This window comes from Citrobacter sp. Cu096 (assembly GCF_030332285.1).
Classification (GTDB): Bacteria; Pseudomonadota; Gammaproteobacteria; order Enterobacterales; family Enterobacteriaceae; genus Citrobacter; species Citrobacter meridianamericanus.
Genome location: NZ_JAOWID010000029.1, coordinates 107,524 through 122,386, shown reverse-complemented (window position 1 = coordinate 122,386; position 14,863 = coordinate 107,524). Strand labels below are relative to the sequence as shown.

General features: G+C 52.6%; 14 protein-coding genes and 2 tRNA genes. 7 read left to right on the top strand and 9 right to left on the bottom strand.

Features of this window, described 5'->3' with window-relative positions:
- Positions 1 to 130 precede the first annotated feature (130 nt).
- Positions 131 to 1,384, top strand: coding sequence for an N-acetylmuramoyl-L-alanine amidase AmiC (gene amiC, locus OGX99_RS13470; RefSeq protein WP_032937467.1), 1,254 nt, complete (start codon positions 131 to 133; stop codon positions 1,382 to 1,384).
- 74 nt (positions 1,385 to 1,458) lie between these two features.
- Here amiC and OGX99_RS13465 read toward each other — a convergent pair.
- Together OGX99_RS13465 and OGX99_RS13460 are read right to left on the bottom strand one after the other, a co-directional pair.
- A tRNA-Met gene (locus OGX99_RS13465) sits at positions 1,459 to 1,535 on the bottom strand.
- Positions 1,536 to 1,583: 48 nt separating this feature from the next.
- Positions 1,584 to 1,660 (bottom strand) — tRNA-Met (locus OGX99_RS13460).
- A gap of 205 nt (positions 1,661 to 1,865) precedes the next feature.
- Between OGX99_RS13460 and mltA the strand changes: the two genes are divergently transcribed.
- Both mltA and tcdA read left to right on the top strand, forming a co-directional pair.
- Positions 1,866 to 2,963: a murein transglycosylase A gene (gene mltA, locus OGX99_RS13455; RefSeq protein ID WP_187253140.1), complete on the top strand. Its 1,098-nt coding sequence runs from the start codon at positions 1,866 to 1,868 to the stop codon at positions 2,961 to 2,963.
- 108 nt (positions 2,964 to 3,071) lie between these two features.
- Positions 3,072 to 3,878 carry a tRNA cyclic N6-threonylcarbamoyladenosine(37) synthase TcdA gene (gene tcdA / locus OGX99_RS13450; protein WP_286543848.1) on the top strand — a complete coding sequence of 269 codons (807 nt, stop codon included), beginning with the start codon at positions 3,072 to 3,074 and terminating at the stop codon, positions 3,876 to 3,878.
- 44 nt (positions 3,879 to 3,922) lie between these two features.
- Here tcdA and csdE read toward each other — a convergent pair whose 3' ends face one another.
- A complete protein-coding gene (gene csdE, locus OGX99_RS13445; RefSeq protein WP_286543845.1) occupies positions 3,923 to 4,366 on the bottom strand; it encodes a cysteine desulfurase sulfur acceptor subunit CsdE in 444 nt (147 codons plus the stop codon).
- Entirely contained in the window at positions 4,366 to 5,571 is a 1,206-nt protein-coding gene (csdA, locus tag OGX99_RS13440; RefSeq protein ID WP_286543842.1) for a cysteine desulfurase CsdA, read from the bottom strand. Before csdA ends, csdE begins: the two co-directional genes overlap by 1 nt.
- Positions 5,572 to 5,763: 192 nt before the next feature.
- Between csdA and OGX99_RS13435 the strand changes: the two genes are divergently transcribed.
- The 4 genes from OGX99_RS13435 (at position 5,764) to rlmM (ending at position 8,783) form a co-directional block, all read left to right on the top strand.
- The gene (locus OGX99_RS13435) at positions 5,764 to 5,991 is read left to right on the top strand and encodes a YgdI/YgdR family lipoprotein (RefSeq protein ID WP_151218272.1); all 228 of its coding nucleotides are present in this window, start codon (positions 5,764 to 5,766) and stop codon (positions 5,989 to 5,991) included.
- A gap of 366 nt (positions 5,992 to 6,357) precedes the next feature.
- Positions 6,358 to 7,275, top strand: coding sequence for a glycine cleavage system transcriptional regulator GcvA (gcvA, locus tag OGX99_RS13430; protein ID WP_151218271.1), 918 nt, complete (start codon positions 6,358 to 6,360; stop codon positions 7,273 to 7,275).
- A gap of 19 nt (positions 7,276 to 7,294) precedes the next feature.
- Positions 7,295 to 7,690 (top strand): DUF423 domain-containing protein, encoded by a 396-nt coding sequence (locus OGX99_RS13425; RefSeq protein WP_005130969.1) that lies wholly within the window; start codon positions 7,295 to 7,297, stop codon positions 7,688 to 7,690.
- A complete protein-coding gene (gene rlmM / locus OGX99_RS13420; protein ID WP_003034040.1) occupies positions 7,683 to 8,783 on the top strand; it encodes a 23S rRNA (cytidine(2498)-2'-O)-methyltransferase RlmM in 1,101 nt (366 codons plus the stop codon). The genes OGX99_RS13425 and rlmM overlap by 8 nt, the downstream gene beginning before the upstream one ends.
- A gap of 34 nt (positions 8,784 to 8,817) precedes the next feature.
- On the opposite strand, the gene fucR is transcribed toward rlmM, so the two are convergent.
- The 5 genes from fucR to fucP all read right to left on the bottom strand — a co-directional run bounded on the left by fucR (position 8,818) and on the right by fucP (position 14,669).
- Positions 8,818 to 9,546 carry an L-fucose operon activator gene (gene fucR / locus OGX99_RS13415; protein WP_151218270.1) on the bottom strand — a complete coding sequence of 243 codons (729 nt, stop codon included), beginning with the start codon at positions 9,544 to 9,546 and terminating at the stop codon, positions 8,818 to 8,820.
- Between the two features lie 57 nt (positions 9,547 to 9,603).
- Positions 9,604 to 10,026: an L-fucose mutarotase gene (gene fucU / locus OGX99_RS13410; RefSeq protein WP_187253135.1), complete on the bottom strand. Its 423-nt coding sequence runs from the start codon at positions 10,024 to 10,026 to the stop codon at positions 9,604 to 9,606.
- 1 nt (position 10,027) lies between these two features.
- On the bottom strand, positions 10,028 to 11,446 hold the full coding sequence (fucK, locus tag OGX99_RS13405) for an L-fuculokinase (protein WP_278238605.1): 1,419 nt from the start codon (positions 11,444 to 11,446) through the stop codon (positions 10,028 to 10,030).
- 105 nt (positions 11,447 to 11,551) lie between these two features.
- Positions 11,552 to 13,327: an L-fucose isomerase gene (gene fucI, locus OGX99_RS13400; protein ID WP_151218267.1), complete on the bottom strand. Its 1,776-nt coding sequence runs from the start codon at positions 13,325 to 13,327 to the stop codon at positions 11,552 to 11,554.
- A gap of 31 nt (positions 13,328 to 13,358) precedes the next feature.
- Positions 13,359 to 14,669 (bottom strand): L-fucose:H+ symporter permease, encoded by a 1,311-nt coding sequence (gene fucP / locus OGX99_RS13395; RefSeq protein ID WP_151218266.1) that lies wholly within the window; start codon positions 14,667 to 14,669, stop codon positions 13,359 to 13,361.
- Between the last annotated feature and the right edge of the window lie 194 nt (positions 14,670 to 14,863).

Sequence of the window (14,863 nt, the reverse complement as noted above, 5' to 3'; positions counted from 1 at the left end):
AATACCGTGAATATAAAAAGAATGTTTACCCTTTTATAGATGACAGATTATGCGTCATTCGCTAAAGTTTCCGGTCAATTCGGACGTTTTACGTATTACTCAATACAGATTTCTTTTGCTCGGGAGAAGCATGTCGGGATCCAACTCAGCAATCAGTCGCCGCCGTTTACTGAAAGGTGCGGGTGCTATGTGGCTTTTAAGCGTCAGCCAGGTTGGTTTGGCTGCCGCGAGTCAGGTCGTTGCCGTACGTATCTGGCCTGCGTCCAGCTATACCCGCGTCACGGTGGAATCTAACCGTCTGCTGAAATACAAACAGTTTGCCCTGAGTAATCCTGAGCGTGTGGTTGTGGATATTGAAGACGTTAATTTGAACTCGGTGCTCAAGGGTATGGGAGCACAGATTCGTCCTGACGATCCGTATATTAAGTCGGCGCGCGTTGGCCAGTTTGATCCAAAGACCGTGCGGATGGTGTTCGAGCTGAAACAGAATGTGAAGCCGCAACTTTTTGCGCTGGCTCCGGTGGCGGGCTTTAAAGAACGTCTGGTGATGGACCTCTATCCTGCAAATGCTCAGGATGTCCAGGATCCGCTGCTGGCATTGCTGGAAGATTACAACAAGGGCGATCTGGATAAACAGGTGCCACCTGCACAAAGTGGCCCGCAGCCGGGTAAAGCGGGGCGCGATCGTCCCATTGTCATTATGTTGGATCCAGGCCACGGCGGAGAAGACTCCGGTGCGGTGGGGAAATACAAGACGCGTGAAAAGGATGTGGTGCTGCAGATTGCCCGCCGCCTGCGAGCCCTCATAGAGAAAGAGGGCAACATGAAGGTCTTTATGACGCGAAATGAAGATATCTTCATTCCGCTTAAAGTCCGCGTGGCGAAAGCGCAGAAGCAGCGCGCAGACCTGTTTGTCTCTATTCACGCCGATGCCTTTACCAGTCGACAGCCCAGCGGTTCGTCGGTGTTTGCGCTCTCGACCAAAGGCGCAACCAGTACCGCTGCGAAATATCTGGCGCAAACCCAGAACGCCTCGGATCTCATCGGTGGCGTTAGCAAGAGCGGCGACCGCTACGTCGACCATACTATGTTCGACATGGTGCAATCCCTGACCATCGCCGACAGCCTGAAGTTTGGTAAAGCGGTATTAAATAAGCTTGGTAAAATCAACAATCTGCATAAGAACCAGGTTGAACAAGCCGGGTTTGCGGTGCTAAAAGCGCCGGATATTCCGTCCATTCTGGTAGAAACAGCGTTTATCAGTAACGTTGAGGAAGAGCGCAAACTCAAAACGGCGACCTTCCAGCAGGAAGTTGCAGAGTCGATTCTGGCGGGGATTAAAGCCTACTTTGCCGATGGGGCGACGCTGGCGAGAAGGGGATAACAAAAAAGCGCTGAAAAGCGCTTTTTTTACGGATTGCAGATACAAAAAAACACCCGTTAAGGTGTTTAATGTGTTGGTTGCGGGGGCCGGATTTGAACCGACGACCTTCGGGTTATGAGCCCGACGAGCTACCAGGCTGCTCCACCCCGCGTCCGTCATTACTCTTCCATCGAGTAACGTTACTGCTTCTGATTTTAATTGGTTGCGGGGGCCAGATTTGAACTGACGACCTTCGGGTTATGAGCCCGACGAGCTACCAGGCTGCTCCACCCCGCGTCCGTGGATGCGCACTATACTCTGCTAATGATTTCATGCAACCCTTTTTTCACCCTGATCACGTTTTTAGGGTGAAAATGAACAAAAACAACGCATTCTGGATTGTTTTTTGCGCAAAATTTGCGTTCGGATAGGTATACGCATTTCATTAGGTTCGGGGGTTTGTTATCTTCGTCTCGCATTCAGGCAACATAAGACGAGAACAATGAAAGGACGTTGGGCAAAATATCTTCTGGCGGGAGTAGTAGTCGCGATGCTCGCCGCGTGTTCCTCAAAACCCACCGATCGTGGGCAGCAGTATAAAGACGGGAAATTTACCCAGCCTTTCTCACTGGTGAATCAGCCTGATGCGGTTGGTGCGCCAATTAATGCCGGTGATTTCGCCGAGCAGGTTAATCAAATTCGCAGCGCATCGCCACGTTTGTACGGTAACCAGAGCAACGTTTACAACGCTATCCAGCAATGGCTACGTGCGGGCGGCGATACGCGCAGTATGCGCCAGTTTGGTATCGATGCCTGGCAAATGGAAGGGGCGGACAACTACGGTAACGTCCAGTTTACGGGCTACTACACGCCGGTAATCCAGGCGCGCCATACGCGTCAGGGCGAATTTCAGTACCCTATCTATCGCATGCCGCCAAAACGTGGGCGCTTACCCAGCCGTGCCGAGATTTATGCGGGTGCCCTGAGCGACAATTATATTCTGGCGTACAGCAACTCCCTGATGGATAACTTCATTATGGATGTTCAGGGCAGTGGTTACATCGATTTTGGCGATGGCAGCCCGCTGAACTTCTTTAGCTATTCCGGGAAAAACGGTCACGCCTATCGCAGTATCGGGAAGGTACTTATCGACCGTGGTGAAGTGAAAAAAGAAGATATGTCGATGCAGGCCATTCGTCATTGGGGTGAAACCCACAGCGAAGCCGAAGTGCGTGAGCTGCTGGAGCAGAACCCATCGTTTGTCTTCTTTAAACCGCAATCTTTTGCGCCGGTCAAAGGGGCCAGCGCGGTACCGCTGATTGGTCGCGCATCCGTGGCTTCTGACCGCAGCATCATTCCTGCGGGCACAACGTTACTCGCGGAAGTTCCCTTACTGGACAATAACGGCAAGTTTACCGGCCAGTACGAACTGCGCCTGATGGTGGCGTTGGATGTGGGCGGGGCGATTAAAGGGCAACACTTCGATATTTACCAGGGCATTGGAGCCGACGCTGGACATCGTGCGGGGTGGTATAATCACTACGGTCGTGTGTGGGTACTGAAAACCGCGCCGGGTGCGGGTAACGTGTTCAGCGGTTAATTGCCGGATAGTGCTGTGCTTATCCGGCCTGGATTATTAAGTAGGCCTGATAAGGCGCAGCCGCCATCAGGCAGTCATATTGCTCGGTATTAATGAATTTGAGGTGTTATGTCTGTGGTTATAAGTGATGCCTGGCGTCAGCGTTTTGGCGGTACGGCGCGTCTGTATGGCGAAAATGCGCTGCAACTGTTTGCCCAATCGCACGTTTGTGTGGTCGGGATTGGCGGCGTGGGATCCTGGGCGGCGGAAGCACTGGCGCGCACCGGCATTGGCGCCATTACGCTCATTGATATGGATGATGTGTGCGTCACCAATACTAACCGCCAGATCCATGCTCTACGCGATAACGTTGGTTTAGCAAAAGCTGAGGTGATGGCGGAACGTATCCGCCAGATTAACCCAGAGTGCCGGGTTAACGTGGTCGATGATTTTGTTACGCCGGACAACGTTGCAGAATATATGAACGCGGGATTTTCGTATGTCATTGATGCGATTGATAGCGTGCGTCCAAAAGCGGCGCTGATCGCTTACTGCCGGCGTAACAAAATCCCGCTGGTGACGACCGGTGGTGCGGGCGGGCAGATCGACCCGATACAAATACAGGTCGTTGATTTGGCAAAAACCATCCAGGATCCGCTGGCGGCCAAACTACGTGAGCGGCTGAAAAGCGATTTTGGCGTGGTGAAAAACAGCAAAGGCAAACTGGGCGTGGATTGTGTGTTCTCGACCGAAGCGCTGGTTTACCCGCAAGCAGATGGCTCTGTATGTGCGATGAAAGCGACGGCTGAAGGGCCGAAACGTATGGATTGTGCATCCGGATTTGGCGCGGCCACGATGGTGACCGCTACCTTTGGTTTTGTTGCCGTTTCACACGCACTGAAGAAGATGATGGCGAAAGCGGCGCGTCAGCATTGAGTTTGATATGCCGGATGGTGACTTCGCTCTCCGGCAAACAACCCTCAAATTTGTCGGGCAACCTCAAAAATCGCCTCGTTCAGGGCATGCAGCCCCTGGCTACGCGAGGCGCTGAGCTGCGTGCGTAAACCCAGCTCGTCAAATAATGCCATTGGCGAATGCGCCAGTAACTCGGTGGCCGTTTTACCTTCGACGGCCGTGAGTAAGACGGCCAACAGCCCGCGCACAATGCGACCTTCGCTATCGCCGAAGAAATGCAGAGTGCCATTCTCATGAAAGCTATGCCCCAGCCAGACGCGGTTTTCGCAGCCCGCAATCTCTTTGGCCTGAGCCTTTAGCGCATCCGGAAGCGCAGGAAGCTGCTTCCCCAGCAGAATCAACTGGCGATATTTATCTTCCCATTGGGTGAGCGGGATAAAGATATTGCGCAATGTATCTTCAGTTACGGTTGTGCCAAACGGGTGTCCGGCGAACAGAGGGCTTGTCATTAATCCACCAATATTTCCAGGGCGCGGTCAACGGCTGCGACCAACGCTTCCACATCATTTTGCGTATTATAAGGTGCAAATGAGGCGCGTAGCGTCCCGGATACGCCCAGTTCTGCCAGCAGAGGCTGAGCGCAGTGTTGTCCTGCACGCAGCGCAATACCATATTCGGCCAGCAGCGTCACCATGTCGCTGTGATGAACACCTGCGAAATCAAAGGCTAACAGACTGGAGTCCTGGCAGCGGAAGGACCGAAAACCGGGGCGTTTCGCCAGCGCATCTTCTGCCAGCGTCGCCAGACCACGGCTCCAGTTTTCAGCCTGTGCAGCATCAATGTCATCCAGCCATTCGAGCGCTGCGCTTAGCCCGATAACGCCAGCAACGTTAGGCGTCCCGGCCTCAAGCTTCCATGGCGCAGCCTGAGTGGTGAAACCGTCAAAACTGACTTCACTAATCATCTTACCGCCGCCGAGCCAGGGGGACATGGCTTTCAGCAGTTCCGGTTTTCCGTACAGCACGCCAATGCCAGTGGGGCCGTACAGCTTATGGCCCGAGAACGCATAGAAATCAATATCTAACTGCTGAACGTCGGCAGGGAAATGGACAATCCCCTGAGCGCCGTCGACCATCACCACCATCCCAGCAGCATGGGCGAGCGTAATGGCGCGGACCAGGTCCGGACACCCCCCGGTGACGTTCGACATCTGTCCGAGCGCCAGAATGCGGCTGCGTGGGGTGATGAGTTGCGCGAGGCGCTCAACGTCTGGCAAGAACTGGGCGTTGAGCGGCAGTCTGACGACCTTAGCCCCCGTTTGTTGCGCAACCATTAGCCAGGGAACAAGGTTGGCATGATGTTCCGCCACGCTAACGATAATTTCATCGCCCGGTTGTAAACGCGGCCGCGCATAGCTTTGGGCAACCATATTGATAGCTTCCGTCGTGCCACGGGTCCAGACGATTGTTTTGTCATCCGGCGCGTTAATCAGCCGTGCGACTTTTTCCCGCGCGGCTTCATAGCGAGCGGTCAGGCGCTGTGCTTCGGTAAACTGGCTGCGATGGACGTTCCCGGCGCTGAGGCTATAAAACTGATGGGTGGCCTCAATTACCGCCTGCGGCTTCAGCGCTGTGGCAGCGCTGTCGAGATAAACGCCTGCATCGTTGAGTGCGGGAAATTGTGCGCGAAACTGCGCGGGGTTAAAAGCGTTCATGGTATTCCTCAGTTCAGTAACCCGATCGTGGCGCAAAAAGGGCGCTGATACAAGGGTTGTGCTAACCATCGGAATACTCTGGATATCCTGGCAAAGTCTGCGTAGTGTCTTATGCTAATTAGCGTTAGGCTAGCAATTTAGCCTGTTACGGAGTGTGTTTTTAATAGCATAAATCGCTTTAAGGAGAAGAAGATGAAAAAGACTGCCGCAATTATCTCTGCTTGTATGCTGACTTTTGCCCTGAGCGCCTGTTCCGGTTCGAATTACGTGATGCACACCAACGATGGTCGAACGATCGTATCTGATGGTAAGCCACAGACCGATAATGATACGGGGATGATTTCGTATAAAGACGCTAATGGCAACAAACAGCAGATTAACCGTACCGATGTGAAAGAGATGGTTGAGCTGGATAACTAACCGGTCGTCGTCCATCGACAAAGCGTCTGACAAAAAAAAGCACCGCAATTTGGCGGTGCTACATTAATCACTATGGACAGACAGGGTAAATGTACAGGAAGTGAAAAAGGGTAGCTTTGCTACCATGGTCTGAATCGCAGACCAATTGCAAACACAACAACACAACATCACAACCGTAAGCCAAAAGCCCACCAGAACACGCATTCCGATAAAACTTTTCGTTCCGGCTTCAGGAAGTGCCGCCACTATAGGTATTTGCTGGTAGAACCTCAACGGACAATTTATAATGGCTCAGATAAAAAAAACTAATAGGTTACACCCTGTTAGCTAATTGTTAAATTGATTTAACATCAAAGCCTAAAAGTCATGTCAAAACGATTACCACCCTTAAATGCGTTGCGTGTTTTTGATGCTGCAGCGCGTCATTTGAGCTTTACGCGCGCAGCAGAAGAGCTTTTTGTGACGCAGGCCGCAGTAAGTCATCAAATCAAGTCACTCGAGGATTTCCTGGGGCTGAAGCTGTTTCGTCGACGCAATCGATCTTTACTGTTAACGGAAGAAGGCCAAAGCTACTTTCTCGACATCAAAGAGATTTTTTCGCAATTAACCGACGCGACGCGTAAACTTCAGGCACGCAGTGCAAAAGGCGCGCTTACGGTTAGTTTATTGCCCAGTTTTGCGATCCAATGGCTGGTGCCCAGACTCTCTAGCTTTAATTCAGCTTATCCGGGAATCGATGTCAGGATCCAGGCGGTGGACCGTCAGGAAGACAAACTGGCCGATGATGTTGATGTGGCGATTTTCTACGGACGAGGCAACTGGCCGGGTCTGCGCGTTGAAAAATTGTACGCAGAATATTTATTGCCGGTCTGCTCGCCGCTATTACTTACCGGTGATAAACCGCTAAAGACACCCGAAGATTTGGCAAAACACACACTGTTGCACGATGCCTCGCGCCGCGACTGGCAGGCTTATACGCGCCAGCTTGGCCTGAACCACATTAACGTACAGCAGGGACCCATCTTCAGCCATAGCGCCATGGTGCTCCAGGCTGCTATCCATGGACAGGGAATTGCGTTGGCTAATAACGTCATGGCGCAGTCCGAGATTGAAGCCGGACGTCTGGTCTGTCCGTTTAATGATGTTCTGGTCAGCAAAAACGCATTTTATCTGGTTTGTCATGACAGTCAGGCAGAACTGGGTAAAATAGCCGCCTTTCGTCAGTGGATTCTGGCGAAAGCGGCCACGGAACAAGAAAAATTCCGCTTTCGTTATGAACAATAATTTTACGTAGGGTATTCACATGACCAGCCGTTTTATGCTGATTTTTGCCGCCATCAGTGGCTTTATCTTTGTGGCGCTGGGCGCCTTTGGGGCACATGTTCTGAGTAAAACCCTCGGGGTCGTTGAAATGGGGTGGATCCAGACAGGCCTCGAATATCAGGCTTTTCACACGCTGGCCATCTTTGGCCTGGCCGTCGCCATGCAGCGACGCATTAGCATTTGGTTTTACTGGAGTAGCGTGTTTCTGGCATTAGGGACGGTGCTGTTTAGCGGCAGCCTTTATTGCCTCGCGCTCTCTCATTTACGCCTGTGGGCGTTTGTTACCCCCGTTGGCGGCTTCAGTTTCCTTGTGGGTTGGGCGCTGATGCTAGTGGGTGCTATTCGATTGAAACGTAAGGGCGTTAGCCATGAATAAGGTAGTACTGTTGTGTCGCCCGGGTTTTGAAAAAGAGTGCGCCGCAGAAATTACGGATAAAGCAGGACGTCGGGAAATCTTCGGGTTTGCCCGGGTGAAAGATAATGCGGGTTACGTCATCTTCGAATGTTATCAGCAGGACGATGCCGAAAAGCTCGTGAAAGAGTTGCCGTTTAGCTCGCTGATTTTTGCCCGTCAAATGTTTGTGGTGGGAGAGTTGCTGCAATATTTGCCGCCGGAAGACCGTATTACGCCGATTGTCGGCATGTTGCAGGGCGTGGTGGAGAAAGGTGGTGATCTGCGTGTCGAAGTTGCTGACACCAATGAAAGCAAAGAGCTGGTGAAATTTTGCCGTAAATTTACCGTACCGCTACGTGCGGCACTGCGCGAAGCGGGCGTGCTGGCAAAGTATGAAACGCCAAAACGTCCGGTGGTTCACGTCTTCTTTATCGCACCTGGCTGTTGCTATACCGGCTATTCCTGGCCTGACAATAACTCTCCGTTCTACATGGGGATTCCGCGTCTGAAGTTCCCGGCGGATGCGCCGAGCCGATCAACGCTGAAGCTGGAAGAAGCGCTGCACGTGTTTATCCCTGCCGATGAGTGGGATGAGCGTCTGGCTAACGGAATGTATGCGGTGGATTTAGGAGCGTGTCCTGGCGGTTGGACTTATCAGTTGGTTAAACGCAATATGTGGGTTTATTCCGTGGATAATGGCCCGATGGCGCAAAGCCTGATGGATACCGGGCAAGTTACCTGGCTGCGTGAAGACGGATTTAAGTATCGCCCAAACCGCAACAACATTTCGTGGATGGTGTGCGACATGGTGGAGAAACCCGCAAAGGTTGCCGCCCTGATGGCGCAGTGGCTGGTCAACGGCTGGTGTCGTGAGACGATCTTTAACCTCAAACTGCCGATGAAAAAACGCTACGAAGAGGTGTCGCAAAACCTGGCTTACATTCAGGCGCAGCTTGACGAGCATGGCGTAAATGCCCAGATTCAGGCGCGTCAGCTGTACCATGATCGTGAAGAAGTAACCGTACACGTGCGCCGTCTGTGGGCTGCCGTCGGTGGTCGTCGCGACGAGCGATAAGTTAACATTGCAGGCCGGATGAAGCGTAAACGTCTTATTCGGCCTGAATTGTTTCAATCAGCGGCGTATCTGAAACGATATGCGTCACGTCATCCAGATGCCCAATCCGGGCCTCCCCCGAACGATTAAACTTACTTTTATCGATCAGCAATAAAGATTGTGCTGAGCGCTTAAGCAGAATGGACTTGAAGTCGGCGTTGGTGGCATTGGAGTCCCAGAGCGCACCGTCGTTGTCGATCCCCTCACAGGAAAAAATAAACAGGTCAATCTCAAGAGATTTGAGCTGCGAGATGAGCGAGGAGTTAACGTAGCAACCGTATTTTCGCTCAAGGCGACCGCCGGAGCTGATGAGTTGAATGTGTTCACGCTTAGCCAATTCCTGGCAAATGGGCTGGCTGTTGGTAAAAACGTGAATGTTGATGTCCGGTAGCTGTCGCGCCAGGTACCAGCATGTTGAGCTGGCGTCTAAGGCTATCACCATACCTTCTTCGATCCACGCCAGCGCTTCGCGGGCAATATCCGCTTTGTGGGCATAGTGGCTTTTGAGTCGCATATGAAACGGATCGCCGCTGTCCTTGTTTTCCCGGTGAATAACTTTCGCCCGCCCGTGATTACGTAGCACTTTTCCCTGGGTCTGTAACTCACTGAGATCGCGGCGGATGGTCTCTTTGCTGACGTTCAGTTGCAACGCCAGAGCTTCGGTTGTCAGGCTTTTATGGTTAGTAAGCAGATCTACGATTGCCTGCTGGCGCGCCGCTTTCATGTTCTGATCCTCATTATATGATGAATGCCCGTACCAGACGGGCATTCTGACCAGAGATTACGGCGTTACCCCTTTTTTTAAAAGAATATTCCCGTACTTTGCCCGCTCTCCTGTGATAACGATCGCAAACGCCTTTTGTGCGCGTTCATAGAAGGCGTAGCGATCAATACGCGTAATGTCCGGGCAAGGGGTCTGTAGTGAAAGCGCCTGACGGTAGCGAGCCTCGACGTCAGGATCAAGGGCGTCTCCTTCAACAGCGGCCATCATCACCAGCGGTGGGGCATAGCTGTCCAGTTCAAAGAGTGGAATAACCGCCTGCAGCAGGTCGCTGACTATCAGGCCGTCAGCGCGAATAACCTGCGGCCCCATGCTGTGGGCCGGGAAGTGGGCATCGGAAAAGATAATCTCATCGCCGTGGCCCATTTCAGCCAGCACCTTCAGCAGGTCGGGCGAAATTAAGGGAGATATCGTTTTGAGCATGTTACTCGACTCCTGTGTGTTCGGATTCGGTTTGCGGATAAAAGTAACGGTACTGATACCGCACCTGCGCGCGCGCCTGTTCGGGAGAGGAAAATTCCCCGATGCCTGACCAGGCAAACATCGCGGCGCCCGCTACGGTGGTTTCGGCATCATCCAGCACTTTGACCGGCATTTTGAGCACGTTCGCTTTGATCTGATTCCACAATGCGTTGCGGCTTCCCCCGCCAACCAAAAGCAGCTCGGTCGCTTGGAAGTGACCGATTTTTTCCAGCGTGTGCAGATTTCGCTGCAGTTGTTCTGTCAGCCCTTCCAGCGCGGCGCGATAGAAGTGTCCGCGGGTAGTATTGAGGGTGACGCCTTGCCAGCCCGCATTTTGACAGGCCAGCAGGTCGCAGTGCATCTTCACGCCTTCGGCACCTGCCGGGATTGCCCTGGCTTCGTCAATCAGGGTTTGCCATGGGGTATCAGCAGTCCACAACAACTTGCGTACCCATTCGAGGACTCCGGAAGCCAGCCACTGCATACCGGGGTTATTCAGTCCGGGCTGGCTATCCAGTTCACAGGTTGAACCCGCATAATGGCTAAGCTGGGAGGTATCCACCTGCGCACTGCGCACCATCAGAATTTCCCATGTACCGGAAGAGAGCACCGGTTCATTTGGCTGGGCTCCAGCGCCAAATAGCGCAAATTGCGTGTCGTGTCCGGCAGATATGACCGGAATACCCGCCGTAAGCCCAAGCAGGCTGGCGGCCTCCTGTTGCAGAACGCCTATCTGTTCTCCCGCTTCAACCAAACGTGGGAACAGACGGCGCGGTATACCCGTTGCCTGTAAGATGTCATGACTAAAATCGCGCTGCTGGATGTCCAGCATCTGGCTGGTGCCCGCCATGGTGATATCGGTAGTGAACTCGCCGGTTAAACGGTGGTTAATGAGCGACGAGATGAATAGCCAGGCGTGCGCCTGTTCCAGTAGTTGCGGATGGTTTTCTTTTAGCCAAACTAGTTTATACAGTGTGTTGAAGCTAAACGCGCCGACGCCGGAAATTTCCTGCAGCTGCTGCGGTGACATGTAGCGGTGGATATTCTCCATTACCGCCGTGGTGCGTGGGCATTTCCAGCTGATCACCGGATAGAGTTGTTTGCCATTTTTATCAACCAACGCGCCGTCTACGCCAAAGGTGGTGACGGCGATCGCACGAACCTGGCAGGCGGCCAGTTGCGCAGAGAGCCGCTGACTGCAGTCGGCAAAACGTTGCAGAATGGCCTCCAGCGACCACTGATGCCAGGTGCTGTTTTCAGCAGCGATGTCACTGGCGTTTGGGGTCGACGCACGAGCGACAATCTTTCCCTGTCGGTCAACGGCGATAGCCCGTACGTTGGTCGCGCCACAGTCGAGGACCAGGATAACGTCTTGTTTCATAAAAACTCCTGAAACGTTGCCGGATGATGGGGTTAAAGCCGTATCCGGCCTACAAAAGCCACTGCTGTAAGGCCCGGTAAGCTTGCGCCACCGGGCTGAGTCGCATTAACGCTTATAAAGCGGGCCATAGTTCTGGCAGGCGCGGTAATCCTGGCCTTCAGTATCCATACCATGGGCAGCCCAGGAGGAAGGGCGGTAAATTTTCTCATCGATCACGTTGTGCATACACACCGGGATACGCAGCATGGCGGCAAGAGTGATGAAGTCCGCACCCACGTGACCAATCGTCAGTACGCCGTGGTTTGCGCCCCAGTTAGCCATCACGGAATAGACATCGCTGAATGGACCTTTACCGGTTAAGCGCGGGGCAAACCAGGTGGTCGGCCAGGTGGAGTTGGTGCGCGCATCAAGCTGGTCATGCATGTCTTTCGGCAATTCCACGCTCCAACCTTCGGCGATTTGCAGCACCGGTCCCAGGCCCTTGATGATGTTGATGCGGGTCATGGTGAACGGCACGCCGCCTTCGGTCAGGAAGCGAGAAGAGTAGCCGCCCCCACGGAAGTATTCGTGAATAGCAGGACACCATTCGGTTGCCGCCAGGCAATCATCCGCTTCTTTCTGCGAGATTTCCCAGTGCGGTTTCATGGTTGGTTTCCCTTCGCCGTCGCGCTGTTTGCAGGAGCCGTCCAGCGCTGCGGATCCGGAGTTAATCAGGTGAATGATGCCGTGCTCAGCAAGGCCGGTCAGCGGTTTACCCGTGACGCGTTCAACCGCCTCTGGCGACCAGTAGGTACGCACATCGGCAAAGACCTGCGCCGTGCCAGTAAGTTGATGACCGAACAGCATCGCTACACCGTTCAGGCTGTCATTTTCGGTGGCGACAACAAACGGTTCACGTATCCCATTCCAGTCAAAAGAGCTGTTGAGCAGCGCTTCGGCGGTGTCACCATTCGGATATTGATCCGTCCAGTGACGTTGACCCTGAAAGCCTGCGGCAATCGCGTTGTAACCCAGAGATTCTTCGACCAGACCTTTGTCTGCCAGCTTCTGGTTACCCTGCATCATGTCGCGAATGCACATGGCCATCAGCAGACTCTCTTTCAGTACCGCGCGGCTCTGTTCTGCATTGCGTTTATATTGCTGCGCGTTCTGATCCTCGCCGTAGCGGAAGTTTTTGTCCGCCCACGCCAGCGCCATTTCCAGCTCGGTTTCATCATATATTTTCTGGTCAATACGACGACGCAACTCGGTCATATCCACCGCCTGCACCTTCATGCCCAGCCAGGATTCAAAGAAGTTATGGTCGACGATAGAACCTGCAATACCCATAGACACGCCACCGACAGACAGATAGCTTTTGCCTTTCATATTGGCAACGGCTAAACCCGCGCGGGCAAAGCGCAGCAGTTTTTCTTCAACATCAGCAGGAATCGAGGTGTCGTCCGCGTCTTGTACGTCATGACCATAAATGGAGAACGCAGGAAGACCTTTCTGGTTGTGGGCTGCCAACGCGGCCGCCAGATAAACGGCCCCCGGACGTTCCGTGCCGTTGAAGCCCCAGATAGCTTTCGGGCGCATCGGATCCATATCGATGGTTTCGCTCCCGTAGCACCAGCATGGGGTAACGGTAATTGTCACGCCCACGTTTTGACTGCTGAATTTTTCTTCACAAGCGGCAGATTCAGCCATCCCGGCGATGCAGGTGTCGGCAACCACACATTCAATTTGTGCGCCACAGGCATGCCGAAGTTTTTCCGTGATCAGCGTGGCGGTGGCTTTAGCCATATTCATGGTTTGTTCTTCGAGAGACTCACGTACACCCATACGACGTCCGTCAATAACCGGGCGAATACCAATTTTTGGTAAGCTGATTTTTTTCATCACAGATTCCTCACGTTATTCGGATAAATATTTAGTTGGCTGCCGTTTGTGAGCGGAAGCGGGCAAAAATAAAGATGATGGCGAAGCAAAGTGCTGGGACCAGTTCTGCTGTAGGGATATTGCCAGCGGCGTCGCTGACAAAACCCATTACTGGCGTCACAATGCCGCCGCCAATAATGGTCATGACAATAAAAGACGAGCCGTATTTGGTGTCCTGTCCCAGGTTTTTGATCCCCAAAGAGAAAATGGTTGGATACTGAATCGACATAAATGCGCTGCATAACGTCAGAGCCAACAGGCCGATTTGACCACCGGTGAAGGCGGAAATCAGGCACAAGACCATGGCGAGCAGGGCATAAGCGGCCAGCACTTTATGCGGCGCGAAGCGGCTGATAAGCCATGTGCCGGAGAAACGACCGATAAAAAAGCACACCATGGTGCCGGTCAGATAGTTAGCGGCGAAACCTGGGGTCATGCCAGGGATCTCTTCGATAGCGTAACGGATCAGGTAGCTCCAGCAGGCAGTTTGCGCGCCGACGTAGCAGAATTGCGCCAGCACAGCCCAACGCCAGTGACGAATACGCACCAGACGGGAAAGGGATGCGGAGAATGAACTCTGAGCGTTGTCACTGTGGTCGTCACTTTGCAGGGTCGGAAATTTTGTAAACATAATCAGCAGGGCGACCAGTAAAACGACCGCGACGATGATCATATAAGGGGTTTGTACCGATAAAACCAGGCTGTGCTTGTAGGCACTCAGTTGTTCCGGAGCCATTTTATCGAGTACGTCCTGAGATTGATGCGGCACATTAGACAAAATAAGACTTTGCCCAAAAACGACCGCAATAATGGCACCAAATGAGTTAAAAGTTTGTGCCAGATTGAGTCGGAAGTGGCCGCCGCTTTCCGGGCCCAGTACCGTTACAAACGGGTTGGCTGCAGTTTCAAGGCAACCTAAACCAGCAGCGATAATAAATAAACCAATCAGGAACAGGGTGTAATTCATTACCTCGGCTGCGGGCCAGAATAATGCCGCGCCGACGGCGTATAAAAATAGTCCGGTAATAATCCCTGCTTTGTAACTTAATTTTTTCATCAGGATCCCTGCCGGGATTGGAATGATGAAATAACCAAAATAAAAAGCAGATTGAATCAGGCCAGCTTGAAAGTTAGTCAGTGTAAAAGCTTGCTGAAACTGTGGTAATAAGATGTCATTAAGATTATTAGCAACAGCCCAAAGAAAAAACAGAGAGCAGAGTAACGCGAAGGGAATGACATAATTTTTTGTCTGCCCCCGGTCTACTGCACGAAAACTTTGCGTTTGTATTGATGTGTTTCCCATAGCATCCTCATCAGTTCATAAGCATGTTCAACAGCTTAAGAGTAAGGCGGGTGATTTCACCAACCTGCTAATCCAGGTGAGTTCCGGTAATCTGCCAGCCAGAATTGGCCTTCACAAATGAACTCATGAATTCATTTTCAAATAAAAAACGGCTATTAATATGATGACGGTCACACTTATGCTCAGGGCGTGAG

Coding starts and splice junctions, on each gene's coding strand:
- amiC (WP_032937467.1), top strand. CDS start 131: ATGTCGGGATCCAACTCAGCAATCAGTCGCCGCCGTTTACTGAAAGGT.
- mltA (WP_187253140.1), top strand. CDS start 1,866: ATGAAAGGACGTTGGGCAAAATATCTTCTGGCGGGAGTAGTAGTCGCG.
- tcdA (WP_286543848.1), top strand. CDS start 3,072: ATGTCTGTGGTTATAAGTGATGCCTGGCGTCAGCGTTTTGGCGGTACG.
- csdE (WP_286543845.1), bottom strand. CDS start 4,366: ATGACAAGCCCTCTGTTCGCCGGACACCCGTTTGGCACAACCGTAACT.
- csdA (WP_286543842.1), bottom strand. CDS start 5,571: ATGAACGCTTTTAACCCCGCGCAGTTTCGCGCACAATTTCCCGCACTC.
- OGX99_RS13435 (WP_151218272.1), top strand. CDS start 5,764: ATGAAAAAGACTGCCGCAATTATCTCTGCTTGTATGCTGACTTTTGCC.
- gcvA (WP_151218271.1), top strand. CDS start 6,358: ATGTCAAAACGATTACCACCCTTAAATGCGTTGCGTGTTTTTGATGCT.
- OGX99_RS13425 (WP_005130969.1), top strand. CDS start 7,295: ATGACCAGCCGTTTTATGCTGATTTTTGCCGCCATCAGTGGCTTTATC.
- rlmM (WP_003034040.1), top strand. CDS start 7,683: ATGAATAAGGTAGTACTGTTGTGTCGCCCGGGTTTTGAAAAAGAGTGC.
- fucR (WP_151218270.1), bottom strand. CDS start 9,546: ATGAAAGCGGCGCGCCAGCAGGCAATCGTAGATCTGCTTACTAACCAT.
- fucU (WP_187253135.1), bottom strand. CDS start 10,026: ATGCTCAAAACGATATCTCCCTTAATTTCGCCCGACCTGCTGAAGGTG.
- fucK (WP_278238605.1), bottom strand. CDS start 11,446: ATGAAACAAGACGTTATCCTGGTCCTCGACTGTGGCGCGACCAACGTA.
- fucI (WP_151218267.1), bottom strand. CDS start 13,327: ATGAAAAAAATCAGCTTACCAAAAATTGGTATTCGCCCGGTTATTGAC.
- fucP (WP_151218266.1), bottom strand. CDS start 14,669: ATGGGAAACACATCAATACAAACGCAAAGTTTTCGTGCAGTAGACCGG.